Annotated in this window: 17 protein-coding genes and 1 pseudogene; 6 read left to right on the plus strand and 12 right to left on the minus strand. The window is 73.9% G+C overall.

Features of this window, described 5'->3' with window-relative positions; translation table 11 throughout:
* The first annotated feature begins 64 nt into the window (after positions 1-64).
* The gene (locus AB0E19_RS22150; RefSeq protein ID WP_362182764.1) at positions 65-385 is read left to right on the plus strand and encodes a chorismate mutase; all 321 of its coding nucleotides are present in this window, start codon (positions 65-67) and stop codon (positions 383-385) included.
* Positions 386-1,118: 733 nt separating this feature from the next.
* Here the strand turns inward: AB0E19_RS22150 and AB0E19_RS22155 are convergent.
* The 6 genes from AB0E19_RS22155 to AB0E19_RS22180 form a co-directional block, all read right to left on the minus strand.
* The gene (locus AB0E19_RS22155; RefSeq protein ID WP_362182767.1) at positions 1,119-2,942 is read right to left on the minus strand and encodes a GMC family oxidoreductase; all 1,824 of its coding nucleotides are present in this window, start codon (positions 2,940-2,942) and stop codon (positions 1,119-1,121) included.
* Positions 2,943-2,994: 52 nt separating this feature from the next.
* On the minus strand, positions 2,995-4,659 hold the full coding sequence (locus AB0E19_RS22160; RefSeq protein ID WP_362182770.1) for a succinic semialdehyde dehydrogenase: 1,665 nt from the start codon (positions 4,657-4,659) through the stop codon (positions 2,995-2,997).
* A 152-nt stretch (positions 4,660-4,811) separates the two neighbouring features.
* Positions 4,812-6,566 carry a serine/threonine-protein kinase gene (locus AB0E19_RS22165; protein ID WP_362182773.1) on the minus strand — a complete coding sequence of 585 codons (1,755 nt, stop codon included), beginning with the start codon at positions 6,564-6,566 and terminating at the stop codon, positions 4,812-4,814.
* Positions 6,567-6,777: 211 nt separating this feature from the next.
* Positions 6,778-9,852 (minus strand): protein kinase, encoded by a 3,075-nt coding sequence (locus AB0E19_RS22170; RefSeq protein WP_362182776.1) that lies wholly within the window; start codon positions 9,850-9,852, stop codon positions 6,778-6,780.
* A gap of 55 nt (positions 9,853-9,907) precedes the next feature.
* Entirely contained in the window at positions 9,908-12,283 is a 2,376-nt protein-coding gene (locus AB0E19_RS22175) for a protein kinase (RefSeq protein ID WP_362182779.1), read from the minus strand.
* A gap of 197 nt (positions 12,284-12,480) precedes the next feature.
* Positions 12,481-14,217, minus strand: coding sequence for a glycerol-3-phosphate dehydrogenase/oxidase (locus AB0E19_RS22180; RefSeq protein WP_362182782.1), 1,737 nt, complete (start codon positions 14,215-14,217; stop codon positions 12,481-12,483).
* Positions 14,218-14,483: 266 nt separating this feature from the next.
* Here AB0E19_RS22180 and AB0E19_RS22185 point away from each other — a divergent pair, with 266 nt between their 5' ends.
* On the plus strand, positions 14,484-15,737 hold the full coding sequence (locus AB0E19_RS22185; RefSeq protein ID WP_362182785.1) for a nucleotide sugar dehydrogenase: 1,254 nt from the start codon (positions 14,484-14,486) through the stop codon (positions 15,735-15,737).
* Between the two features lie 126 nt (positions 15,738-15,863).
* Positions 15,864-16,463, plus strand: coding sequence for a hypothetical protein (locus tag AB0E19_RS22190; RefSeq protein WP_362182788.1), 600 nt, complete (start codon positions 15,864-15,866; stop codon positions 16,461-16,463).
* A gap of 70 nt (positions 16,464-16,533) precedes the next feature.
* Here AB0E19_RS22190 and AB0E19_RS22195 read toward each other — a convergent pair whose 3' ends face one another.
* The 4 genes from AB0E19_RS22195 to AB0E19_RS22210 all read right to left on the minus strand — a co-directional run bounded on the left by AB0E19_RS22195 (position 16,534) and on the right by AB0E19_RS22210 (position 20,864).
* A complete protein-coding gene (locus tag AB0E19_RS22195) occupies positions 16,534-17,658 on the minus strand; it encodes a GuaB3 family IMP dehydrogenase-related protein (RefSeq protein WP_360601324.1) in 1,125 nt (374 codons plus the stop codon).
* 105 nt (positions 17,659-17,763) lie between these two features.
* Positions 17,764-19,266 (minus strand): IMP dehydrogenase, encoded by a 1,503-nt coding sequence (guaB, locus tag AB0E19_RS22200; protein WP_362182792.1) that lies wholly within the window; start codon positions 19,264-19,266, stop codon positions 17,764-17,766.
* A 140-nt stretch (positions 19,267-19,406) separates the two neighbouring features.
* Positions 19,407-20,009 (minus strand): sigma-70 family RNA polymerase sigma factor, encoded by a 603-nt coding sequence (locus AB0E19_RS22205; protein WP_030750140.1) that lies wholly within the window; start codon positions 20,007-20,009, stop codon positions 19,407-19,409.
* A 243-nt stretch (positions 20,010-20,252) separates the two neighbouring features.
* Complete coding sequence (locus AB0E19_RS22210; protein ID WP_003948568.1) at positions 20,253-20,864, minus strand: response regulator transcription factor; 612 nt, start codon at positions 20,862-20,864, stop codon at positions 20,253-20,255.
* Positions 20,865-21,300: 436 nt separating this feature from the next.
* Here AB0E19_RS22210 and AB0E19_RS22215 point away from each other — a divergent pair, with 436 nt between their 5' ends.
* Positions 21,301-21,645, plus strand: coding sequence for a WhiB family transcriptional regulator (locus tag AB0E19_RS22215; RefSeq protein WP_360601318.1), 345 nt, complete (start codon positions 21,301-21,303; stop codon positions 21,643-21,645).
* 103 nt (positions 21,646-21,748) lie between these two features.
* On the opposite strand, the gene AB0E19_RS22220 is transcribed toward AB0E19_RS22215, so the two are convergent.
* Positions 21,749-22,648 carry a LysR family transcriptional regulator gene (locus tag AB0E19_RS22220; RefSeq protein WP_362182797.1) on the minus strand — a complete coding sequence of 300 codons (900 nt, stop codon included), beginning with the start codon at positions 22,646-22,648 and terminating at the stop codon, positions 21,749-21,751.
* 387 nt (positions 22,649-23,035) lie between these two features.
* Here AB0E19_RS22220 and AB0E19_RS22225 point away from each other — a divergent pair.
* Positions 23,036-23,422 (plus strand): annotated as a pseudogene (locus tag AB0E19_RS22225) (MOSC domain-containing protein); the annotation flags it as partial.
* A 52-nt stretch (positions 23,423-23,474) separates the two neighbouring features.
* Positions 23,475-24,248, plus strand: a complete 774-nt coding sequence (locus AB0E19_RS22230; protein WP_362182800.1) for an SDR family oxidoreductase — start codon at positions 23,475-23,477, stop codon at positions 24,246-24,248.
* A gap of 20 nt (positions 24,249-24,268) precedes the next feature.
* Here AB0E19_RS22230 and AB0E19_RS22235 read toward each other — a convergent pair whose 3' ends face one another.
* On the minus strand, positions 24,269-26,119 hold the full coding sequence (locus tag AB0E19_RS22235) for a DUF2264 domain-containing protein (RefSeq protein WP_362182803.1): 1,851 nt from the start codon (positions 26,117-26,119) through the stop codon (positions 24,269-24,271).
* Positions 26,120-26,225 lie beyond the last annotated feature (106 nt).

A 26,225-nucleotide genomic window follows, 5' to 3' on the forward strand; every position in this document is an offset into this window, starting at 1 on the left:
CGGGGCGTCTGGCGTTTCCCGGGCCGTGCCGATCCGGGGCCTCCACACCACCCAGGAGCCCCGCATGACCGCGCAGACCGTCACCACGAAGACCCTCCCCCCGAAGACCCCCACCGAGCAGACCGGCGCCCGCACCGACGAGGCGGCCTCGCTGATCGGTGACGCCCGCGAGCGGATCGACGCGCTGGACGACCGGATCATCGGTCTCATCCAGGAGCGGATGGCGATCTCGGCGGTGATCCAGGAGGCCCGGATCTCCTCCGGCGGCCGGCGGGTGAACCTGGCCCGCGAGATGGACGTGCTCGCCCACTACCGGGACGCGCTGGGCAAGCCGGGCACGGCGCTGGCGATGACGATGCTGGAGCTGTGCCGGGGCCGCGTCTGACACCACCCACGGCCGAAGCCACCCACGGCCGAAGCCCACGCACACACACCCGCGACCACCCAGGGCCGAAGCCCCCACACCCGCACCCGCGACCGCCCGCGGCCCCGCCCGCACCCGACGGGTGGGGCCCCGCACCCCCGTTCGGTGCCGGACTCACCCGTACGGCGCGTGACCGGCCCCCGCCGGGCCTCGTTGAGCGGGGTGTCCGTGCCAGCCAGGGGCGGGCCCGCAGGAAACCACGCGTGGCTTCGCTGGGGCGTGTGACGTGCTTCTGGCACGTCGTGGGACCTCGCCCCAGCGCGCGTGACCGGACGGCAGGGGACAGCAGCCCGGTCACCCATAAAGGGCGGTCGGTCCCGGGGACGCCCGGGGCCGACCGCAACGGGCTCCCCCTCCCCCCGTCACCGCAGCCCCGTCCCCACGGCCGTCCCTCCCCCCTCCCCCCCGACGTTCCTCCCCGACGCGGCGCGACCCCCCGGCGCCGCTCCGCTCGGCACCGCCGCTGCCTGACACCGGTGCCGACCCAGGGCCCGTGCCGCGACCGGAATCGCGGCACGGGCCCTCTTCACGCTCCGCCGTCACCACGTGACGCGCGTCACACAAAGATCCCGTACAACGCCTACAACCAAAGGCGGGGCCCGGTGGTCATCTATGCAGCAACACCGAAAAGCCGGAAGGGCGCTGCACTCGGAGGGGGGTGCAGCGCCCTTTCTGTCCGTCCGGGACCGGAGCGTCAGGGCGTCTTCTTCGGCGGGACCGCCGGCATGCCGAGGAAGGGCAGCCGCAGGGCGCCGAACGCCTCGGCCGGGACCGCCGGGGACTTCGGCTCGACCGCCGCCACGCGCGCGTACGCCTCGCCCTGCCGCGGCCGCGGGTCCTCCTCGCCCTTGTTCGGCCAGAAGGACATGGCCCGCTCCGCCTGCGCGGTGATCGTCAGCGACGGGTTCACGCCGAGGTTGGCGGAGACCGCCGCGCCGTCCACGACCGAGATGCCCGGGTGGCCGTAGAGCCGGTGGTACGGGTCGATGACGCCGGACTCCGCGTCGGCGCCGATCGGGCAGCCGCCGAGGAAGTGCGCGGTCAGCGGGGTGCCCATCAGCTCGCCGATGTTGGAACCGGCGAAGCCGTTGATCTCCTCGGAGATCAGGGTCGCGGCCCGGGTCGCCGCCTCGATCTGCGTCGGGTTCGGCGCCCCGTGCCCCTGGCGGGCGGTGAGCAGGCCCTTCCCGAGGCCGCCGGGCTTGCGGTAGGTCGTCAGCGAGTTGTCGAGGGACTGCATGACGAGGCCGATGATGGTCCGCTCGGACCAGCGCCGGTTGGAGAGGGAGCGGAGCGCAAGCAGCGGGTGCCGGGCCATGTTGAGGGCCCAGTTGCGCACCCGGTGGGCGCCGTAGGGGACCTGGAGGACGGTGAGGCCGCCCATCGAGTTGGAGCCCTTGCCGTAGCGGACCGGCTCGATGTGGGTGTTCTCGTCCGGGTGGACGGACGAGGTGATGGCGACGCCCCGGGTGAAGTCGGCCTTCTGCCCGCCGTGCCTGCGCCGGTAGCGGCGGTCGGTGGTCTGCGCGCCGACCAGGCCCTCCGAGTTGGTGCGGGTCAGCTCGCCGAGCCGGGCGGAGATCCGGGGCAGCAGCCCGCTGTCCTTCATCCGGTGGAGCAGGGTCTGGGTGCCGTACGTGCCGGCGGCGACGACCACCTGGCGGGCGGTGAAGGTGCGGCCCTTGCCCTTCTTCCGGTCGTCGGTCGGGAGGGTCTTGACCGCGAAGCCGCCGCGCGAGTCCTCGGTGACGGCGACGACCGAGGTCATCGGGTGGACGACCGCGCCCGCCTTCTCGGCGAGGTAGAGGTAGTTCTCGTTGAGAGTGTTCTTGGCGCCGTGGCGGCAGCCGGTCATGCACTCGCCGCACTCGGTGCAGGCCTTGCGGGAGGGGCCCGCGCCGCCGAAGAACGGGTCGGCCACCTCGCCGCCCGGCTTCACCTTCGCCGTCCCGACCCCGTCCCCGCCGACGGCGTCTCGTCCGTCACCGAAGAAGACGCCGACCGGCGCCATGTGGAAGGTGTCGCCGATCCCCATGGCCTGGGCGGCGGCCTTCAGGTGCACGTCGGAGGGGGTCATCGTCGGGTTGAGCCGGACGCCCAGCATCCGCTTCGCCTGGTCGTAGTACGGGGCGAGCTCGGCGCGCCAGTCGGTGATGTCCTTCCACTGCGGGTCGTCGAAGAACGGCGCCAGCGGCTCGTACAGCGTGTTCGCGTAGTTGAGGGAGCCGCCGCCGACGCCCGCGCCCGCGAGGACCATCACGTTGCCGAGCAGGTGGATGCGCTGGATGCCGTACAGGCCGAGGGTCGGCGCCCACAGGAAGTTCTTCAGGTCCCAGGAGTTCTTCGGCAGGGTCTCCCGGGTGAAGCGGCGGCCGGCCTCCAGGACGCCGACCCGGTAGCCCTTCTCGGTGAGCCGGAGGGCGGTGACCGAACCGCCGAAGCCGGAGCCGACCACGAGGACGTCGTAGTCGTACGCGTCTTCCTCGTCCTGGTTTCGGGCAGGGGATACCGCGGTCATGGCTCTCCTCTTGAGGTGAAAACGGGCAGGGAGGGAACGACGTCGGGCGGGGTCAGCTCAGGCGCAGGGCCTTCAGCGCCTTCAGGGAGAGGCTCATCACCGCCGCGTACTTCTCGTCGTCCATCCCGAAGGAGGGCGCCAGCGGCATCAGCCGCTGCTGGGCGACGGTCTGGGCCTCGGTGTACTTGAGGATGCCCTCGGAGCCGTGGCGGCGGCCGAGGCCGGAGTCCTTCATGCCGCCCATCGGCGCGCGGACGCTGCCGTACGCGGGCGCGTACCCCTCGTTGATGTTGACCGTGCCGGTGCGCAGCCGGGCGGCGACGGCGTGGCCGCGGCGCGCGTCGGTGGTCCAGACGGAGGAGTTGAGGCCGTACGCGGTGGCGTTGGCGCGCTCGATCACCTCGTCCTCGTCGGTGAAGCGGTAGATCGAGACGACCGGGCCGAAGGTCTCCTCGGCGCAGACGGCCATCGGGGCCTCGACGCCGTCGAGGATGGTCGGCTCGTAGAAGAGCGGGCCGAGGTCGGGGCGGGCGACGCCGCCGGCGACGAGCGTGGCGCCCTTGGCGACGGCCTCGTCGACGTGCCGGGTGACGGCCTCCAGCTGGCGCTCGCCGACGAGGGAGCCCATGTCGGCGCCGTACGCGAGGGAGTTGCCGAGGCGCATGGCCTTGGTGCGGGCGGCGAAGCGCTCGACGAAGGCGGTGGCGATCGACTCGTGGACGTACAGGCGCTCGATGGAGATGCAGAGCTGGCCGGCGGAGGAGAAGCAGGCGCGGACGGCGCCCTCGGCGGCCTTCTCGATGTCGGCGTCCTTCAGCACCAGCATGGCGTTCTTGCCGCCGAGTTCGAGGGAGACGCCGACGAGCCGGGCGGCGGCGCCCTTGGCGACCTCGATGCCGGTGCGGGTGGAGCCGGTGAAGGAGACGTAGTCGGCGTGGCGGACGACCTCGGGGCCGACGACCGGGCCCTCGCCGAGCACGACCTGGAAGACCTCGGCGGGCAGGCCGGCCTCTATCAGCAGCTCACGGGCCCACAGGGCGGTGAGCGCGGTCTCGGTGTCGGGCTTCATGACGAGCGCGTTGCCCGCCACGAAGGCGGGCAGGGCGTCGCCGACGGAGAGCTCGAAGGGGTAGTTCCAGGGCGCGATCTGGCCGACGACCCCGCGCGGCTGGCGCAGCTCGGTGACCTTGGTGAGGGTCGGGACGACGCCGGTGTGCCGCTTGGGACGGAGGTACGAGGACGCCTTGCGGCCGTAGTGACGGGCGGCGACGGCGACCGCGAGGACCTCCTCGTGGGCGTGCAGCCGGGCCTTGCCGGTCTCCAGCTGGATGAGGTCGAGGACCTCGGACTGGCGGGCGAGGACCAGGTCGTGGAAGCGCAGCAGGACGGCGGCGCGGGCCCGGACGGGGGTGGCGGCCCAGGCGGCCTGCGCGGCGCGGGCGCGGTCGAAGGCCTCGGCGACGTCCTCGGGCGTGGCCTCCGGCAGGTCCGCCAGCTTCGCCCCGGTGAAGGGCGTGTGGTTGGCGGTGCGGCCGGAGCCGACGACACCCCGGGTGAGCCGGGCGACCAGCTCCGGCGTCACGACGTCGGCGGCGGTCCGGGCTCCGGCCGGCGCGGGGGCGACCGGGTTGGTCGCACCGGCCGGGGCGGCGGGGCGGGCCGCCGGGGCGGGGTCGGCGGCGATCGTGAGGGCGGCGGGGGCCTGCGAGTCCGTCATGACGCCGAGGGTAGGCCTCGTACCGACCTTTGGGTACCCGCCGGTAACGCGTTTTCACCCCACGCACACATCACGCCAGTGATCACTGGCATATAAGCCCTGATCAGCGGCTTACGACCTCGCGCAGGCCCTTCACGAAGATTTTTCCGGGGTCAGGTGCCGGGTGCCCGCCAGTGCTGGAGGACGAGGTCGAACTGCTCGCGTGTCGTGTCCCAGCTCGACTCCGGCGAGGTCATGTAGATCGCGTACTCGGTGCCGTCGTCGGCGTAGTACAGCCGGTCGATCGCGTGCCGGGGGCCCGGGAAGTTCTGCTTCTCGGTCCAGGTGAACTCCCAGAGCGCGGACTTCACGTGATCGCGGTAGGTGCTCTGGTTCAGCCACACCCGCTGGTAGTCCATCCGCTTCTTGAGCGTCTTCTCCAGGTCCAGGAGGTGGGCGTACGGCGTCTCGAAGTCGGGGCTCGGGTCGATGCTGATCCGGAGGCGGTGCCGGCCGCGGTCCGGGGTGTAGTCGATGTTGTCGTCCTCCACCTGGCGCTTCCAGCCCTCGGGGACGATCAGGGAGAAGCCCGCGGGGTCGTCGACCCGCTTCCAGCCCGCCGGGACCTCGTCCGCCGCGACGCCCTTGCGGTCGCCGGCGGTGGGACCGGGGGTGGCACCGCTGCTCGCCACGGGGCCCGGCTCGGCCCCGCCGCCCCCACCCCCGCCGTACTGCATCACGGCGAAGACGGCGCCGCCCGCGACGGCGGCGGCGAGCACGGCGGTGAGGACCGCGGAGCGCCAGCGGCCCTTCCCCGCGGAGGCGGAGGGACGCGGCCCCGGCGCGGGAGGCACGGACGGCGGCACGAAGGTCCCACCCGAGGTCCCGCCCGAGGTCCCCTGCGAGGACCCCGCCGGGTCGGGCCACTCGACGGTACGCGGGGTCAGGGGCGACGCCGAGGTCGGTACGCCCTCCGGGACGGCGGCCGTGCCGGAGGCCGTACCGGGCGCACCGGAGGCCGTAGCGGGGGGCATGGCGACCTGCTCCAGGTCCATCCGCTGCGTCGGCACGTACGCCTGCGCGGTCTGCGGGCTGCGGCCCTCCATCGCGTCGAGCAGCATCCGCTCGGCCTCGTCCGCGCGCGGCCGCTGCTCCGGGTCCTTGCGGAGCAGCGCCACGATGACGGCGGCCAGCGGCCCCGCGTTCGCCGGGTGCGGCGGCTCCTCGCCGACGACGGCCTGCATGGTGCTGATCGGAGAGGTGCGGCGGAACGGCGAGGTGCCCTCGACGGCCGTGTACAGGGTGGCGCCGAGCGACCAGAGGTCGGAGGCCGGGCCGGGGTCTCCGCCCCGGACCCGCTCGGGCGCCAGGTAGTCGATGGAGCCGACGAGTTCGCCGGTCCGGGTGATGGTGGAGTCGCCCTCGATCGCCGCGATGCCGAAGTCGGTGATGAGGACCCGCCCGTCCCGCGCGAGCAGGACGTTGCCGGGCTTCACGTCCCGGTGCAGCACGCCGGCGGCGTGCGCGGCCCGCAGCGCGCCGACGACGTGCAGGCCGACCCGGGCCGCCTCGCGGGGCGCGACCGTCCCGGCCTCCTTGACGGCGTCGGCGAGCGACGGACCGTCGACGAACTGCATGACGATCCAGGGCCGGGCGTCGTGTTCGAGGACGTCGTGGACGGTCACCACGCCGGGGTGGGTGATCCGGGCGGCGGCCCGCGCCTCCTTCTGGGTGCGGGCGTGCAGCACCAGCCGGTCGGCCTCCGCGACGAACCGGCCCGCCGTCAGCTCCTTGACCGCCACCACGCGGTGCAGCACCTCGTCGTGCGCGCGCCAGACCCTGCCCATGCCGCCGCGTCCGATGGACTCGACGAGCCGGTACCGCCCGGCGAGCAGCAGCCCCGCGCCTGTGCCCTGAGAATGTTCCACTTGCCCCCGCCCCGTAGCTTCCGGTGCCAGGTTACGGAGGAGGGGACGGCGGACGGAACCGCGGGGCCCGCAAAGGAACCGCACTGTGACCGCCGCCGCGGCCGCCCGGTGCCGCCGCGGGCGGCTCGGGTCGCCCGGAGTCGGCCCCGAGTCGGCCCCGAAGCGACCCCGAAGCGACCCCGAGTCGGCCCCAAGCCGGCCCCGATCCGGCTCAACGGCCCGGCCGGAAGCCCTTCACGGCCTCGCCGTAGATCTCCGTGACCCTGTCCCGGTCGCCGTCCGGACCGATGACCTGGACCACGTGGTACCGGCCGCCTTCGATGAGCGCGAGGTTGTGGACGAAGACCTTGCGGCCCGCGCCGTCGTACCAGGTGTACTGGCCCTCGGCGGTGGGCGTGCGGCCGATGTCGACCCGCCTCGACCTCACCAACTCGGACCAGCTGGACTGCCGGTAGGGCTCCAGCTCCCGCTCCTTGGTGTTCTGGTACTCCAGCGGATCGGAGCCGTTGTCCCGGACGCTGTCCCGGCCGGGGACGACGATCAGCGTGAAGTCGCCGCCGGTGTAGCGGACTTGGCCGGACGCGTTGACGGGGCTGCGCCGCCAGTCGCGCGGCACCCCGATCCGGAACCCCTCCGGGTCCTCGCGCAGCACGTAACCGGAGGCCAGGGCGGGACCGGAGGCGGACGCGGAGGGGGGCACGGAGGAGGGCTCGGTCGCCGGGGTCGACGTCGGGGTGGCAGGGGGTGGGGTGGTCGCGGTCGCGGTGGGCTTCGCGGGCGGCGGTGCCGTGGTCGCCGTCGGACGGGCGCCGGCGGGCTGCTCGCCGCCCCGGGGCAGGGCGACGGCGACGTACGCGAGGGCGGCGCCGAGCAGCAGGAGCCCGACGAGCAGCACGCGCCGGCCACGGGAGCGCGGCGCGGTCCGCGGGCGCGGCGGCTCGGGCTCCGCGTCCTCGTAGCCGTACGCGTACTCCTGGCGGGGCTCGTACTCCTGGCGGGGCTCGTACTCCTGGCGGGGCTCGTGCTCCCGGCGGGGCTCGTGCTCCCGGCGTTCGAACAGCTCCTGGGGCTCGAAGGGTTCCTCGGGTACGGAGGCGGGGGCGGGGGCGGCGGTGGGCGCGGGCGCGGGGGTCCTGCCGCCCCGGGTGTCCTTGCCGCGACGGTGGCGGTGGCGATTGCGGCCCGCGCCGGCGGCGCGGCGGCGGCGCACCAGCTCGCCCCTGCGGCGCAGGATGGGCAGCCGCTTCGCGTCGAACGGCGGCGGGGGCGCGGCGGCGAACTCCGCCTCCGGCTCCGGCGCGGAGCGGACCAGCGACCGCAGCCAGCCGCGCAGCTCCTCGAAGTCCGGGCGCTCGGTGGGGTCCTGGCGCAGCAGCGACTCCACCACCGGACGCAGCGGGCCACACTCCTCGGCGAAGGCGGGCGGTTCGGCGCAGACCAGTTGGACGAGCTCGGCGGCGTTGTCCTCGGGATAGGGGGCGTGGCCCTGGACGGCGCGGTAGAGCAGCGCGCCGAGCGCCCACAGGTCGGTGGCGGGGCCGATCGGCGGGGCGAGCCGCCAGTTCTCGTGGACGGGGCCGGCCTGTTCGGGCGCCCAGCGCTCGGTGACGGCGCCGACGACCGCGATCCGGGTCTGCCGGGCCCGTTCGGCGGCGAGCCGGGTGGCCGGGCCCCGGTACCGCTCCCCCTCCGGAACCTGCTGCGCGGGTACGGCGGCTGCGCCGGCGTCCGGCCGGACCACGCGGGCGGGCTCCGGGGCGGCGGCCGTGTACCCGGCGGGCAGCGCGGGCCGCCCGGAGCCGGGCAGCACCGGGCTCCCGCCGGCGGGGACGGGCGGCGAGCCGTCCCGGGAGGCGTGCGGGCCGTCGGTCCAGCTGCCCTTGAGCATCAGGCGGGGCGGGTACGGGCCGCCGCCGTACGGCCGCCGGTCGTCCGCGGAGTCGCCTTCCTCGTCCTCGTCCTCGTCCTCGTCCGCGTCGTCCTCGTCGTCCGCCGCACGCGCCCACCATTGGGGCGCGGGCCCGGGCCGGGTGGCCTCCGGAAGGACCGCTTCGGCCTGGGACTCCGACCCCGGCACGGGCTCGGGAGCGGGCTCGGGAGCGGGCTCGGGAGCGGGCACGGGAGCGGGCACGGGGCCCGGCTCGGGGGTGCGCTGGACCGGAAGCGACCCGGTGTCGCCGATGCGCGCGGCGGCGGCGCGGGTGGCCGCGCGGTAGGCGGCGATGGCCCCCGCCCGGGCCGCCCGCAGATCGGCGCTGGGCGGCACCGCCGGGGCCTCCGGCGGGCTCGCGGGGCGCGGCGCGGGCGTCGCGATCCCGTAGGGATCGGCCCCGTACGGAACGGGCTCGGCGGCGGGCGGCGGTTCGGGGACGTCGCCCCCGCCCTCCGGCGCCACGAACTCCCCGGTCTCGTACTCGTCGGCCTCGTACGCCCGCACGGTGTACGGCGCGGGCGCGTACGCCTCGGACCCGTACGCCTCGGCCTCATAGGTGTCCCCGGACCCGTACGTCTCGGCCTCGTAGATCTCCCCGGGCTCGTAGGTCTCCTCGGCGGGCGCGTCGTAGGCCTCCGCCTCGTACTCCCCCTGTTCCTCGTACTCCTCGTACGCCTCGTACTCCCCCTGTCCCTCGTACTCCCCTCGCTCCCCGTACTCCTCCTCCGGAGCCCGGAAGGCCGGGTCGTCGGGGTCCGGGACGGGGGCGTAGCCGCAGAGGGCCTCCTCTGCGGCGCCGGCGGCGAGGCCGGTGAGGAGGACGCGGCCGTCGTCGCAGACGAGGACCGTGCGGGCGGTGATGTTGCGGTGGACCCAGCCGTGGGCGTGGAGGGCGCGCAGGGCGGTGAGGAGATCCGCGGCGATCTCGGCGGCGCGGAAGGGGTTGAGCGGGCCCTCGTCGAGGAGGGCGGAGAGCGGGCGCGCGGCGATGTACTCGCTGACTATCCACAGCGAGCCGGCCTCCGCGAAGACGTCGAAGACCTGGTCGAGTAAGGGGTGGTCGGGGATCTGCGCGGCGGCCTGGGCGGCCTCGATCGCCCGTCGGACGACCGGCTCGGCCGGTCTGCGGGTGGCGCCGCCCGCGGCGCCGTACGCTCCGGTGGGCGCGGGCCCCTCGCCGAGGACCTCGGCGTCGACGATCTCGGGCAGCGGGACCTGACGGACCCGCACCTCCTGCCCGCTGTACGTGTCGAAGGCGCGGGTCTCGACGAGCTCGACGAGACCCGCGGAGCCGGCGGGCGGCAGCGGAAGGCGGTAGCGCTCCGCGAGCACTCTTCCCGCGTACTCGTCCACGGCGCCTCCCCCTGCGCATTGGTCGTGCCCCGTCGCTCACGATACGGGGCCGCGGTCAGTCCTTGGGGCTGAACGTGGCGAACGCCGTCTCGCGCAGCGTCCTGCACTCCGCGCCGTTCCACTCCTCGGCCTTGCAGCTGACCATGATCGAGTAGCCGTGCTTGGCGTCCACCTTGAAGCCGCGGTTGAGGACGTGGACGCGCATTCCCTTCTGGGTCCGCTCGAACTCCCAGTCCGCGACGGTCGGGTAGCCCTTGTACGAGACGGAGTCGACGCGGATGTGCTTGTAGCCGGTGCTGGTGGCACGGGTGGCGCCCACGGCGGCGAGCCAGGCCGCCCTCGCGTCGTCCTTGGGGCTGGCGTTGAAGTCGACCTGGACGCGCGGGAAGCCGCCGCTCTCGCTCCATATGGCGCCCCCGCTGTAACCGTCTATGGGGCGCATGGAGAAGGAGGCCGGCATGGCCATGGAGAACTTGAAGCGGTCGTTGGTGACCAGGGTGTAGCCGGCCGGGAGCGCGGCGCCGGTGCCGGTGCCGCCGCTGGGCTTGGCGGTGGGCGTGGTGGTGCCGGTCTGGCCGGTGGACGCGCCCGTGGCGCCGTTCGCGCCGTTCGCACCGTTCGCGCCGCCGTTGTCCGTGGCGCCGGTGTCACCGGGCTGGGCGCCGCCCTGCTCGGTGGGGTCGCCCGAGGTGCCGCCCTTGCCGCCGTCGGTGCCGGAGCCGCCGTCGCCGCCCGCGGTGGTCCCGGCCGAGGCGGTGGTCTCGCCGCCCTTGCCCTCGGAACCCTTGTCGTCGCCGTTCAGGGAGACGGCGAGGATGGTGCCGAGGATGGCGAGGACGGCGACCGCGGCGATGATCACCAGGGTGCGCCGGGGGACGACGTCCGTGAGCGGGGCGCGGGCCGGCGCCGGCCGGGCGCCGCCCTGCGCGGGCACGGGCCGGGGCCGCTGCCCGCCCTGCTCGCGGGGCTTCTCCTTGGCGCGGTCCTTCGCCTTCGCCTCGGCCTTGGCCGCCGCGGCCGCGTTCCGTACGGAGGCGAGGGCGCCCCGCATCCGCTCGGCGGCGGGCTCGGGGGCCTTCTCCTGGGCGACGGCCGCGGCCTCCGGGCCCCGCTCGGGGCGGGCCGGCAGCGGAACGATCCTGGTCACCTCGGGCGAGGGCTCCGGCGCCGCCTCGGGGGCGTCGAGCACGGCGCGCAGCAGCACCCGGGCGCGGGCGTCGTCGAGCCGCTGCGCCGGGTCCTTGGCGAGCAGCCCGTAGATGACCTGCTCCAGCTCCGGGCCCGCGTTCTTCGGCGGGTCGACGGGCTCGGTCATGACGGCGGTGAGGGTCGCGATCGCGGAGCCCTTGTCGTACGGCGGGGAGCCCTCGACCGCCGCGTAGAGCAGACCGCCGAGCGACCACAGGTCGGCGGCGGGGCCGGGCTTGTGGCCGCGGGCGCGCTCGGGCGAGATGTACGAGGGGGCGCCGACGAGCATGCCGGTGGAGGTGATGGACGGGTCGCCCTCCACCTGGGCGATGCCGAAGTCGGTGAGGACGACGCGGCCGTCGTCGGAGATGAGGACGTTGGACGGCTTCACGTCGCGGTGCAGGATGCCCTCGCGGTGCGCGGAGCGCAGCACGTCGAGGATGGCGAGGCCGACCTCGGCGGCGCGGCGCGGGGTGAGGACGCCGTCCTCGCGCACGGCGTCGGCGAGCGACTTGCCCTCGATGAGCTCCATGACGATCCAGGGGCGGTCGTCCTCGTCGACGACGTCGTAGACGGTCACGGCGCCGTTGTTGCGGATCTTGGCGATGGCCTTGGCCTCGCGCAGGGTCCGGGTGATGAGGCGGCGCTTCTCGTCCTCGTCGATGCTGTTGGGGAAGCGGAGTTCCTTGACGGCGACGGTGCGGCCGAGGGTCTCGTCGACGGCGCGCCAGACGGTGCCCATGCCGCCGCGGCCGAGGAGGGCGCCGAGCCGGTAGCGGCCGGCGAGCAGCCGGCCCTCGGTCTCGGTGGCCGAGGAGGGACCGGCACCCTTGCGGAGCCGGTCGGCCGCGGGCCGCTGCCCGTCGCCGTCCCCGGCGCCGAATCCGGCCCGTCCGGTCGAGGGCTCGGTCCCCGGCACGCGGTCCCGGGGCGCGGCCGCGGCCCGCTCCGCCCGCGGGTCGGCGGACGCGCCGCCCTGCGGCTTCGCGTCCTGCGGCTTCGCGTCCTGCGGCTTCGCGTCCTGGGGCTTCGTGTCCTGGGGCCCCGCCTCCGGGGACTCCGCGCCCCGGTCCCGCGCGTCCTGGGACTTCGCGTCCCGAGGCGCGGCGTCTCCCGGCGCGGTGTCCCCCGGCGTGGTGTCCTGGAGCTTCGCCCCCTGGGGCTTCGCGTCCTGGGGCCTGGTGTCCTGAGGCTTCCCGTCCTCGGGCTGCGCCGTGTCCCGCGACTGCTCCGACTCCGACATGCGTCCCCTCTGCGTTCCCTGATCTCCGCCGCGCCCGCCGCACTCCACACGCTGCGGCAACCCGCCCTGGAAGAGAGGCCATTGTCCCTCACCTCAGGACGGGTGGCGCCCCCGGGTCCGTACTCCGGTATGACGACGCGCCACACGCGCCCCCGGGTTCCCCCTCGTCACGGACGTACCGTCAGGCGGATCCCCCGTCAGATCGGGACGATGTCGGGCGCACCGAGCCGTGCGGCGTCCGCCGTGAGGTCGTCGGGCTGGCGCTGGGACTCGCGCTCGGCCTCGACCCGCTTCTCGTAGTGTTCGACCTCTCTCTCGATCTGCCCCTCGTCCCAGCCGAGGACCGGGGCCATCAGTCCGGCGGCCTCGCGCGCGCTGCGGGTGCCGCGGTCGAAGGTCTCGATGGAGACGCGGGTGCGGCGGGTGAGGACGTCGTCGAGGTGGCGGGCGCCCTCGTGGGAGGCGGCGTAGACGACCTCGGCGCGCAGGTAGTCCTCGGCCCCGGCGAGCGGTTCGCCGAGCGAGGGGTCCTCGGCGATCAGCGCGAGGAGTTCCTCCGCGAGGGAGCCGTAGCGGTCGAGGAGGTGCTCGACGCGGACGACGTGGAGGCCGGAGCGGGCGGCGATCCTCGCCCGCGCGTTCCACAGCGCGCGGTAGCCCTCGGCACCGATCAGCGGGGTGTCCTCGGTGACGCAGGGGGCGACCCCTCCCCAGCCGCCCCGTCCGGGGGACGCGCCGAGGCCGAGGCCGTGCACGGCCTCGTCGACGGCGTCCTTCGCCATCACCCGGTAGGTCGTGTACTTGCCGCCCGCGACGACGACGAGGCCGGGGACCGGGTGGGCGACGGTGTGCTCGCGGGAGAGCTTGCTGGTGGCGTCGGACTCGCCGGCGAGCAGCGGGCGCAGGCCCGCGTAGACCCCCTGGACGTCGTCGCGGGAGAGCGGGGTGGCGAGCACGGTGTTGACGTGCTCCAGGAGGTAGTCGATGTCGGCGCTGGAGGCGGCGGGGTGGGCCTTGTCGAGGTCCCAGTCGGTGTCGGTGGTGCCGATGATCCAGTGCCGTCCCCAGGGGATGACGAAGAGGACGGACTTCTCGGTGCGCAGGATGAGGCCGGTGGTGGAGTGGATCCGGTCCTTGGGGACGACGAGGTGGATGCCCTTGGAGGCGCGGACGTGGAACTGGCCGCGCTCGCCGATGAGGGCCTGGGTGTCGTCGGTCCACACCCCGGTGGCGTTGACGATCTGCTTGGCCCGGATGACGTACTCGCCACCGGTCTCGACGTCCTGGACGCGGGCGCCGACGACCCTCTCGCCCTCGCGGAGGAAGCCGGTGACCCGGGCCCGGGCGGCGGCCAGGGCGCCGTAGGAGGCGGCGGTGCGGACGAGGGTGAGGACGAAGCGGGCGTCGTCCATCTGGGCGTCGTAGTACTGGAGGGCGCCCGTGAGGGCGTCCTTGCGCAGGCAGGGGGCGACGCGGAGGGCGCCCTTGCGGCTGAGGTGGCGGTGGGCGGGGAGGCCGCGGCCGTGCCCGGAGGAGACGGACATGGCGTCGTACAGGGCGACGCCGGAGCCCGCGTAGAGCCGCTCCCAGCCGCGGTGCTGGAGGGGGTAGAGGAACGGAACCGGCTTCACCAGGTGGGGCGCGAGCCGCTCCAGGAGCAGGCCGCGCTCCTTGAGGGCCTCGCGGACCAGGGCGAAGTCGAGCATCTCCAGATAGCGCAGTCCGCCGTGGATGAGCTTGCTGGAGCGGCTGGAGGTGCCGGAGGCCCAGTCGCGTGCCTCGACGATGCCGGTGGAGAGGCCGCGCGTGACCGCGTCGAGGGCGGTGCCCGCGCCGACGACGCCGCCGCCGACGACCAGCAGGTCCAGCTCGTGCTCGGCCATGGCCGCCAGCGCCGCGGCGCGCTCGGCGGGTCCCAGTGTCGCTGTCCTCACGGCTGCCGCCTCCCGTCGTCGTGTTCCGTCCCGGTGTCCCTCGTCGTCGCAGCGGCGAACCGGACCGCGTGTGGCCCGGTTCACCTTCCCGATTCTGGACCGGGTGGGCGGCTTCGGCCACCGCCCCCGTGCGGACCTGTGGATAACACTCGGCGACCTTCGATCATGCAATGCCGCATATCGGTCATATTTACTCCTAGTCTGACATTGGTTACCTGTTGCGCACGCAACGGACAACGGCTACCGGGAAGGACGGCCCACCCCCCATGCCCGCAGACCTCGCCGTCATCGGCCTCGGCCACCACGGACTCCCCCTCGCCCAGGCCGCGACCGCCGCGGGCATCGCCACCGTCGGCTTCGACACCGACCCCCGCCCGGTCGCCGACCTCGCCGCCGGCCGCCCCCCGGTCGACGGCTCCCTCACCGCCTCCGAGATCCGCCGCATGCTCTCCGGCGGCTTCCGGGCCACCACCAGCCCGGTCGAACTCGGCCGGGTCCGCACCGCCGTCCTCTGCGCCCCGACCCCCCTCGGCCCCGACGGCGCCCTCGACCTCACCGCCGTCGCCGACGCCGCCCGCGCGCTCGCCACCCGGCTCCGCCCGCACACCACCGTCGTCCTGGAGTCCCCCGTCCCGCCCGGCACCACCGAGGGCCTGCTCCGCGAGCTCCTGGAGGACGGCTCCGGCCTGCGGGCCGGCCGCGACTTCCACCTCGCGTACTCCCCCGGCCGCCTCGACCCCGGGCGCGTCGACCCCGGCACCCGGCCCGGCCCCGCCGGCACCCCGAAGGTCATCGGCGGCCTCACGCCCGCGTGCACCGAGTCCGCCGCCGCCTTCTACGGCCGCTTCACCGACAAGGTCGTACGCGCGCGTGGCCCCCGCGAAGCGGAGACGGTCAAACTCCTGGAGACCAACTTCCGGCACGTCAACATCGCCCTCGTCAACGAGATGGCGGTGCTCTGCCACGAACTCGGCGTCGACCTCTGGGACGTCATCCGCTGCGCCGAGACCAAGCCCTTCGGCTTCCAGGCCTTCCGCCCCGGCCCCGGCGTCGGCGGCCACGGCGTCCCCGTCGAACACCTCGGCGCGCACGGGCCGCTCCGCCTCGTCGAACTCGCCGGCCAGGTCAACCAGCGGATGCCCCGGTACGTCGTCCAGCGCGCCGCCGCCCTCCTCAACGACCACGGCAAGTCCGCCCGCGGCGCCCGGATCCTGCTCCTCGGCATCACGTACAAGCCCGACCTCGCCGACCGCGAGGGCTCCCCCGCCGACGAGATCGCCGGCCGGCTCATGGACCTCGGCGCGACGGTCAGCTTCCACGACCCGCACGTCCCCGACTGGCGGGTGCGCGACCTCCCCGTCCCCCGCGCCGACTCGCTGTACGAGGCCGCCGCCCACGCCGACCTGACCGTCCTGCTCCAGCACCACCGCGTCTACGACCTCCAGGGGCTCGCGGTCAAGGCCCAGCTCCTCCTCGACACCCGGGGCGCCACCCCCGCCGGCACCGCGCACCGCCTCTGAGCCCCGGGCGACGGCCGAAGGGCGACGGGGAACGGGTAACGGGTGGGCCACTGTCGGAGCGGACTGCTAGTGTCCGGCCCCATTGATCGCACGCCCGTGCGGCATCCGTCTTGGGGGACCACCACCATGAGCCAGCCCGTTCCGCCGCCCGGCAACCCGTACGCCCAGGGAACGCCCGGCCAGCCCGACGGCCAGAACCCGTACGCCCAGGGCGCCCCCGGCCAGCAGCCGGCCGGGCAGAACCCGTTCGCCCAGGGCGTGCCGCAGCAGCAGGCCGGGCAGAACCCGTTCGGCGCCTACCCGCCGGCGCCCGCGCCCGCCCCCCGCCGGAACAACGTCGGCCTCGGCATCGTCGCCGCCGTCGTCGCCGCGCTGGTCACCGCCGGCATCTACGGCGCCATCCTCGGCGGCACCGAGACCGAGATCGGCTGGGCCGCCATCGGCGTCGGCTTCGCGGTCGGCTTCGCCGCCGGCAAGGTCGGCGGCTCGAACCCGGCGCTGCCGGTCGTCTCCGCGATCCTCTCCCTCGGCGCCGTCTACCTCGGCCAGCTCGTCGGCATCGCGGTCTTCGCCTCCAAGCAGTTCCACGTCTCCTTCACCGAGATCTTCTTCGAGGACTTCGGCGGGCTGATGGAGGCGTGGAGCGAGGGCAAGGACGCGATGACCTTCCTCTTCCTCGCGCTCGGCGCGGCCGCCGCCTTCTCCGGCGCCAAGAAGGCCGCCTGATCCGCACGGACACGCGCGAGGGGCCCCGCACCGGTCGGTGCGGGGCCCCTCGCGTGCGTACGGGAAGGCGTCAGCGGCGGTGCTGCGAGTCCGCGACGGTGACCTCGACGCGCTGGAACTCCTTGAGCTCGCTGTAGCCCGTGGTGGCCATCGCGCGGCGCAGGGCGCCGAAGAAGTTCATCGAGCCGTCCGGGGTGTGCGACGGACCGGTGAGGACCTCCTCGGTGGTGCCGACGATGCCCAGGTCGACCAGCTTGCCGCGCGGCACGTCCTCGTGGACGGCCTCCATGCCCCAGTGGTGGCCCTTGCCGGGCGCGTCCGTGGCGCGGGCCAGCGGGGAGCCCATCATGACGGCGTCGGCGCCGCAGGCGATGGCCTTCGGGAGGTCGCCGGACCAGCCCACGCCGCCGTCGGCGATGACGTGCACGTACCGGCCGCCGGACTCGTCCATGTAGTCGCGGCGGGCCGCGGCCACGTCGGCGACGGCGGTCGCCATCGGGACCTGGATGCCCAGGACGTTGCGGGTGGTGTGCGCGGCGCCGCCGCCGAAGCCGACCAGGACGCCCGCGGCGCCGGTCCGCATCAGGTGCAGGGCGGCGGTGTACGTGGCGCAGCCGCCGACGATGACCGGGACGTCCAGCTCGTAGATGAACTGCTTCAGGTTCAGCGGCTCGGCCGCGCCGGAGACGTGCTCGGCGGAGACCGTGGTGCCGCGGATGACGAAGATGTCCACGCCGGCGTCGACGACGGCCTTGGAGAACTGCGCGGTGCGCTGCGGGGAGAGCGCGGCGGCGGTGACGACGCCGGAGTCGCGCACCTCCTTGATGCGCTGCCCGATCAGCTCCTCCTTGATCGGAGCGGCGTAGATCTCCTGCAGACGGCGGGTGGCGGTGGCCTCGTCCAGCTCGGCGATCTCGTCGAGCAGCGGCTGCGGGTCCTCGTACCGGGTCCACAGGCCTTCGAGGTTCAGCACGCCCAGGCCGCCGAGCTCGCCGATCCGGATGGCGGTCTGCGGGGAGACGACCGAGTCCATCGGGGCGGCCAGGAAGGGCAGCTCGAAGCGGTAGGCGTCGATCTGCCAGGCGATCGAGACCTCCTTCGGGTCCCGGGTGCGCCGGCTCGGTACGACGGCGATGTCGTCGAACGCGTACGCCCTGCGGCCGCGCTTGCCGCGCCCGATCTCGATCTCAGTCACGATGTGTGGCCTTTCCCTCTATGTCTGCGCCTACCAGTATCCCCGACACACGCGCGAGGGGCGGCTCCGGCCACATGCCGGAACCGCCCCCTGGGTCACGCGGTGTTACTTCCTGCTGTAGTTCGGCGCCTCGACGGTCATCTGGATGTCGTGCGGGTGGCTCTCCTTGAGGCCCGCGGAGGTGATCCGGACGAAGCGGCCGTTCTCCTGGAGCTCCGGGACCGTCCGGCCGCCGACGTAGAACATCGACTGGCGCAGACCGCCGACCAGCTGGTGCACGACGGAGGCGAGCGGGCCGCGGTACGGCACCTGGCCCTCGATGCCCTCGGGGATCAGCGCGTCGTCGGAGGCGACGCCCTCCTGGAAGTAGCGGTCCTTGGAGAAGGACTTGCGCTCGCCGCGGGTCTGCATGGCGCCCAGCGAGCCCATGCCGCGGTACGACTTGAACTGCTTGCCGTTGATGAAGAGCAGCTCGCCCGGGGACTCCTCGCAGCCCGCGAGGAGCGAGCCGAGCATCACCGTGTCGGCGCCCGCCACGAGCGCCTTGGCGATGTCGCCGGAGTACTGCAGGCCGCCGTCGCCGATGACCGGGACGCCGGCCGCCTTGGCGGCGAGGGCGGCCTCGTAGATGGCGGTGACCTGCGGGACGCCGACGCCGGCGACCACGCGGGTGGTGCAGATGGAGCCGGGGCCGACGCCGACCTTGATGCCGTCGGCACCGGCGTCGACGAGCGCCTGGGCGCCGTCGCGGGTCGCGACGTTGCCGCCGATGACGTCCACCGAGGAGTTCGACTTGATCTTGGCGATCATGTCGCCGACGAGCCGGGAGTGGCCGTGGGCGGTGTCGACGACGATGAAGTCGACACCGGCCTCGATGAGGGCCTGGGCGCGCTCGAAGGAGTCGCCGGCGACACCGACGGCCGCGCCGACGAGCAGGCGGCCCTCCTTGTCCTTGGCGGCGTTCGGGTACTTCTCGGCCTTGACGAAGTCCTTGACCGTGATGAGGCCCTTGAGGAGGCCCGTCTCGTCGACCAGCGGAAGCTTCTCGATCTTGTGGCGGCGCAGCAGGTCCATGGCGTCGACGCCGGAGATGCCGACGTGGCCGGTGACGAGCGGCATCGGGGTCATGACCTCGCGCACCTGGCGGCTGCGGTCCGACTCGAAGGCCATGTCGCGGTTGGTGACGATGCCGAGGAGCTTGCCGCCCTGGTCGGTCACCGGGACGCCGCTGATGCGGAACTTGGCGCAGATCGCGTCGGCCTCGGCGAGCGTGGCGTCCGGGTGGACGGTGATCGGGTCGGTCACCATGCCGGACTCGGAGCGCTTCACCAGGTCGACCTGGTTCGCCTGGTCGGCGATGGAGAGATTGCGGTGCAGAACACCGACACCACCCTGTCGGGCCATGGCGATCGCCATGCGCGACTCGGTGACCTTGTCCATCGCGGCGGAGAGCAGCGGGATGTTCACCCGCACGTTCTTCGAGATGTACGAGGCGGTGTCGATCTGGTCGGGCGCCATGTCGGACGCGCCGGGCAGCAGCAGCACGTCGTCGTAGGTCAGCCCGAGTGTCGCGAATTTACCGGGCACTCCGTCGACGTTGGCAGTCATGACACCTTCCCAAATGGCCTTGATCGGTGCGGGATGTCCATGCTAACGGGCCGGAGCCGTGTCTCATTCCACGATCAAGATCAGCGGGAAGCTTTGGACTTTCGTACGTGTACGAAAGGGATGATCGGGCGAGGTGAGGCTTACTGCTCGGCCAGGGCGCGGAGCCGACTGAGGGCGCGGTGCTGGGCGACCCGGACGGCGCCCGGGGACATGCCGAGCATCTGACCGGTCTCCTCGGCGGTCAGTCCGACGGCGACCCTGAGGACGAGGAGCTCGCGCTGGTTCTCGGGGAGGTTGGCGAGGAGCTTCTTGGCCCATTCGGCGTCGTCGCTGAGGAGGGCGCGCTCCTCGGGGCCGAGGGAGTCGTCGGGCCGCTCGGGCATCTCGTCGGAGGGCACGGCGGTGGAGCCGGGGTGGCGCATGGCGGCCCGCTGGAGGTCGGCGACCTTGTGCCCGGCGATGGCGAAGACGAAGGCCTCGAAGGGGCGGCCGGTGTCCTTGTAGCGGGGCAGGGCCATCAGGACGGCGACGCAGACCTCCTGCGCGAGGTCCTCGACGAAGTGGCGGGCGTCACCGGGCAGGCGGTTGAGCCGGGTGCGGCAGTAGCGCAGCGCGAGCGGGTGGACGCGCGCCAGCAGGTCGTGGGTGGCCTGCGCGTCCCCTTCGACGGCGCGGTGGACGAGCGCACCGATCTCCCCCTGCCCGGCAGGCATGGGTGAACCCATGGTCTCGTCGTCGCGCATCGCTCCATGGTGCCTTGACGCCTGTCCGTCCGTGGCACCCTGTCCGTAGTTGTGCACCGAAGCGTTATGAGCAGGTGCGCCGGGATTCATCTCTGGCGCCCTCCCCTTCCGCTCGATCGACTCGTCCCCGAGGAACTCCACATCTCAAGGATGCGGCATCGGGCGGGGAAGTGACACAGGCCCGCCCCGTCCGCCCCTCGGCGGACGGGGCGACGGACGGGGAGACGGCCGGTGCGCGGCGGCTCAGCGGACCAGGCCCCACCGGAATCCGAGCGCGACGGCGTGCGCGCGGTCGGAGGCGCCGAGCTTCTTGAAGAGGCGTCGGGCGTGGGTCTTGACGGTGTCCTCGGAGAGGAAGAGCTCGCGCCCGATCTCCGCGTTGGACCGGCCGTGGCTCATGCCTTCGAGGACCTGGATCTCGCGCGCGGTGAGGGTGGGCGCGGCGCCCATCTCGGCCGAGCGGAGCCGGCGCGGGGCGAGCCGCCAGGTCGGGTCGGCGAGCGCCTGGGTGACGGTGGCCCGCAGCTCGGCGCGCGAGGCGTCCTTGTGCAGGTAGCCGCGGGCGCCGGCGGCGACCGCGAGCGCCACGCCGTCGAGGTCCTCGGCGACGGTGAGCATGATGATCCGGGCGCCGGGGTCGGCGGAGAGCAGCCGGCGGACGGTTTCCACACCGCCGAGGCCGGGCATGCGCACGTCCATCAGGATGAGGTCCGAGCGGTCCGCGCCCCAGCGGCGGAGGACTTCCTCGCCGTTGGCCGCGGTGGTCACGCGCTCCACGCCGGGCACGGTCGCGACCGCGCGGCGAAGCGCCTCTCGGGCAAGCGGGGAGTCGTCGCAGACGAGAACGGACGTCATGACTGACCTCCGCGGCTCTCGCAGCTGATGCGCGTCACCTTGAGCCTCCAGGGCTGGTACGTATCGTCACCTGTGCGGTTGACGCTCCCGGACACCTGCCCGATCGCTTGTTCATTCAACCGCCTCGCACTCTCAACGATGGTCACTCGAAAGAGTTACGGGTCGGACGGGACCTTCGGCACTCCTTGTGAGGGGCCGTGCACGGAGAAGAGCGTCGCAGGTCGTTGCGTCCACCATCAGAAGCTATGCCCCATTTAGCGGGTTTTCTTCCCTTTTCGCGGTGTCTGTGGCTAGATTCGCAATGAGTCATATTTACATCTACTTCGACAGTAGTCGGACACATCCGGCCCACCGGGGTCCGAGGAGCCCCGGACCGACAGCCGATACCCGCCCACCCACCAACCCGTCTCGACACGGTTTCAAGGGGACTAGCGCAATGGCAGATTTCTCCCGCCTTCCCGGACCCAACGCCGATCTGTGGGACTGGCAACTGCTCGCGGCCTGCCGCGGGGTCGACAGCTCCCTGTTCTTCCACCCCGAGGGAGAGCGCGGCGCGGCACGGAGTGCGCGTGAGAACTCGGCGAAAGAGGTCTGCATGCGGTGCCCGGTCCGCGCGCAGTGCGCGGCACACGCACTCGCCGTGCGGGAGCCCTACGGCGTATGGGGCGGCCTCACCGAGGACGAACGCGAAGAACTCATGGGTCGAGCGCGCAACCGTCTGATCACGACGGCGCCGGCCCCGGCCGCGACCGCCGGCCGATCGATCATGGGACATGCATGAAGGAACGTTTCCCCTCGTGAGCCGGGACCCGAGCCCGGCCTGAGCCGGGACCCAGGGTCCGGCTGAAACCCCCGAGAGGCCCCCGGAGGCCCGGGGACGCGGGCTACGCGCGCGTGGCGGCGCGGGTCAGCTCGTCGAGGGTGGCCGCGACCGCCGGGACCTGGGCCAGGTCCGGCAGGGTCAGCGCCACGATCTCCCGCTCCACGGCGGGCTCGACGGCGACGGTCCGCGCCCCCTTGGGCCGTACGGACTCGATGGCCAGCTCCGGCAGGACGGCCACGCCGAGCCCCGCGCCGACCAGGCCCACCACCGCCGGGTAGTCGTCGGTGGCGAAGTCGATGCGCGGGGCGAAGCCGGCCTCCTCGCAGACGTCGACGAGCTGGCGGCGGCAGCGCGGGCAGCCCGCGATCCAGGAGTCGCCGGCCAGCTCGGCGATGGAGACGGAGCCGGCGTCCGCGAGCGGGTGGGCCTCCGGGACCAGGCCGACGAGCCGGTCGGCGAGGAGCGGGCGGACCACCAGGTCGTCCCACTCGCCGGGCGCGTGGGACGAGCCGTACCGGAAGGCGAGGGCGATGTCGCAGTCGCCCTCGCGGAGCATCTCGACGGAGCGCGGCGGTTCGGCCTCGACCAGGGAGACCCGGGTGCCGGGGTGGGCGGCGCGCAGGGCGGCGAGGGCGGTGGGGACGAGGGTCGAGCTGCCGCTGGGGAAGGAGACCAGGCGGACCCGGCCGGCCCGGAGGCCCGCGATGGCGGCGACCTCCTCCTCGGCGGCCGTGAGTCCGGCGAGGATGCCGGCGGCGTGCCGGACCAGGACCTCGCCGGCCTGGGTGAGGCGCATCTCGCGGCCGGTGCGGATGAGCAGGGGGGTGCCGGCCGAGCTCTCCAGGGCCTTCATCTGCTGGCTGACGGCGGGCTGGGTGCAGCCCAGTTCGCGTGCGGCGGCGGAGAAGGAGCCGGTGGCGGCGACGGCGCGCAGGACGCGGAGGTGGCGTGCCTCGATCATGCGTCGAGCATAAGCTGCTCTTTGAGGTGACCACGAATGGCTGGCCCATGCTTTGAGGTGGGGCGAGGGCGCTGCGGCGTGCCCTCGCCCCACCTTGCCTTGTTCGGATCGCTTTCCGGATCCGCGCATGACCTTGTTGAGCTTGAACCCTCCCCTGGCCGAAGCCCGGGGATCTCTGGCTCACGACGGCTGACGGTCGACGACCGCCAGCTCTTACACGATCAGCACCAGCCGGGACGGCACCTGCCCGGTTTGATACGGCAACGAAAGCGTTGCTGTGCCTGCTTGGCTCTCGCACGGCACGGTGCACGCGCTTGGCTCTCGCAACGTGCAGGCCTCACCCTACTGGCCAGAAGCCGCATCCGCTGCCGTTCCAGCTGAAACGCCCAAATCGGCGAGGACGTGGTCGTCGAGGTGACCGGCGGCCGGATCCCCTGCCGCACCTTCCAGGGCCACCTGGAGGAGAAGGGGGTCGACGCCCGCGGCTGGGTGAAGCGGTTCACCCGGGCGGAGGCCGGTCCCGGCGCGCTGCTGCGGGTGATCGAGCCGGGCGAGGTGCGGGCCGGCGACCCGGTCACGGTGGTGCACCGGCCGGACCACACCGTCACCGTCGCCTTCCTGCACCGCGCGGCGACCGTCGAGCGGGAACGCCTTGCGGAGACGCTGGTGGCCGCCGAGTGGATGGAGTCCGGACTGCTCGACCTCGCCCGCACGTACGCGGACAAGTACGCGGAGCGGGACGCGCGGGAGGACGCGGACGGCCGCGACGGCTGAGGCGGGGCCGTACGGGGCCCGGGGGCGCGCTTCCGGGCACTACGGTTCCGGTATGACCACTGCACTGATCACGGGAGCCACCGCCGGCATCGGAGCCGCCTTCGCGCGCAGGCTGGCGGCCGACGGGCGCGATGTCGTCCTGGTGGCGCGGGACCTGACGCGCCTTCGGGAGCAGGCCACCGAGCTGCACGACCGGCACGGGGTCGAGGCCGAGGTGCTCGCCGCGGACCTCTCCGAGGAGAAGGGGATCGCGGCGGTCGAGGCCCGGCTCTCCGACCCGCGCCGCCCGGTCGACCTGCTGGTGAACAACGCGGGCTTCGGCAACAAGGGCCGCTTCCTCGACGTGTCGATGGCCGACGAGCTGAAGATGCTGACCGTGCACTGCGAGGCGGTGCTCCGGCTGACCTCGGCGGCGGCCGCCGCGATGCGGGAGCGCGGGCGGGGCGGCGTGGTGAACGTGGCCTCGGTGGCCGCCTTCGTGCCGCGCGGCACCTACGGCGCCTCGAAGGCGTGGGTCGTGCAGTTCACCCAGGGCGCGGCCAAGGACCTCGCGGGCAGCGGGGTGCGGCTGATGGCGCTCTGCCCCGGTTTCGTGCGCACCGAGTTCCACGAGCGGGCCGGGATGGGCACGGACAACATCCCGGGCTGGATGTGGCTCGACGCGGACAAGCTGGTGTCGGCGGCCCTGGCGGACCTGGCGCGGGGGAAGACCCTGTCGATCCCCGACCCGCGCTACAAGGCCCTCATGGGCGTGGTGAAGCTGGCCCCGCGCTCGCTGCTCGGCGGCGTGTCCTCCAAGGCGGGACGCAAGTACGGCCCTCAGTAGGACGTCACCGGCGGTCTCCGTCAGGACGTCACCGGCGGTCTCCGCGCGGTCCGGCCGGCGGGCGCCGCGTCGAGGCGCGTGGACGCCCCGTCCCGCCATCCGACGTACAGCTCGGTGCCGCCGGTGACCCGGACCTCCGCGAGGGCGGCGGCCGGGGCCGGGTCGGGCTCGGCGGTGAGCGAGGCGAGGGCGGCGAAGAGCGAGACGGGCCCCCGGGTGGTGCCGTGGACGGCGGGGGTACGGGTCGGGGCCGGGCCCTGGAGGGTGGCCCCGGTGTCCAGGGCGGTGACCTCGGGGTCGTAGCCGTGGACGGGGTGGAGCTGGGAGACCGGTGCGCCGGGTCCTTCGGCGACGGCCCAGCCGGTCTGCCGTACGGGGGTCCCCTCGGGGGCGTCCAGGACGAGGTGGACGCGGAGTTCGGCGCGGCCGTGGACCACGGTGGTGGAGACGACCCGGACGCCGGGGAGCGGGGTGTGCGCGGAGGCGGCCCGGTCGGGGCCGGCGGCGAGCGGTTCGGCGGGGCCCCGGTGGGTGGCCGTGCCGTCGGGGCCGAGCAGCGCGAAGTGGTTGTCGGCCGGGTCGGGTCCGCCGGTGGGGCCGGTGCGGGTGGCGTAGGCGAAGCGGGCGTAGCCGGGGTCGTCGCCGTCCTCGCCGCCGGCGGCGAGGTGGTTGCTGCCGTGGTTGTGCAGGCGGACGAGGCCGTCGGCGGCGGTGGTCTGGACGAGGAGTCCGGTGGGGCCGAAGGGGCGGGCGGTGTCGGCGCGTTCGGCCGGGAGGGGCTCCTCGGGGTCGGTCCAGGCGGGATGGTCGGGCGGGAGCAGCAGCCCGAGGAAGCCCTTGGCCGCCCAGTAGGGGGAGCCCGGTCCCGAGTACGCCTGGACCAGCGGCGGGTGGGGGCCGTGCCAGCCGAGGGTGAGCAGGCCTCCGGCGTCGGTGGCGCCGCGGTCGAGGAAGTACCGCAGGCTTCCGGAGGCGAGGCGGCGGGTGGCGCCGGGGGTGAGCGGGGTGTGGCCGGTGAGGGTGCCGAGCCAGGGGGCGGCGGCCGCGGCGAAGCGGTAGATCAGGGAGCGCCCGTAGGGGACGGGGGCGCCGTTCGCGTCGAAGAGGTGGGCGTGGTCGGCGAGGTGGGCGCGGAGCCGGGGCCCGTAGCGGTCGAGGAGGGCGCGGTCGCCGGCGAGGTGGGCGTGGAGCATCGGATAGAGGTGCAGGGCCCAGGAGTTGTAGTGGTCGAAGGCGCGGTTGTCGCCGTCGCTGTACCAGCCGTCGCCGAGGTACCACTCCTCGATCCGGGCGAGGGAGCGGTCGGCGGTGGCGGCGGCGCGGCCGGTCTCGACGCCGGCGTCGTGGAGGAAGCCGGCGACGGTGAGGCCGAAGAGCCACCAGTTGTTGTCGACGGGGGACGGGCCGAGGGCGGGGAGCAGCCACCGGACGAGGCGTTCGCGGGCCGGGAGGTCGAGGTGGTCCCAGAGCCAGGGGCGGGTGAGGCGCAGGGCGAGGGCGATCGAGGCGGACTCGACGACCGCCTGGCGGGTGTCGGCCATCAGGGGCCAGGACTCCCGGTCGCCGCGGCCGGGGTGCGCGGTGCCGGCGGCGAGGCCGGAGGCGTACCGGTCGAGGTGGCCGTGCGGGTCGGCCCCGCGGGCCCCGGCGACGCGGAGGGCGGCGAGGAGGAACGTACGGGCGAAGCCCTCCAGGCCGTCGGAGCGGGCGCCGGACCAGCTGGGGCGGGGGCCCGGCAGGTCGACGAGTGCGCCGCGCGGGGAGGCGTGGGGCCGGACGGCGAGGAGGAGCCGGTCGGCGGTGTCCTCCCAGTGGGCGCGGGTCCAGCCGGTGTACGGACTGAGGCCGCGGTCCTCGGGTGGCGTGGGCATGATGCTCGTGTGCTCCCTGGGCTCCGGGGGCGTACGCGTCGGCGTCGGCGCCGTCCGGAATCCTCGGCGGGGGCCGATCGAATCGTCAAGGGATGCGGATCGAATG

Source organism: Streptomyces sp. NPDC047974 (assembly GCF_040653375.1).
Lineage (GTDB): Bacteria > Actinomycetota > Actinomycetes > Streptomycetales > Streptomycetaceae > Streptomyces.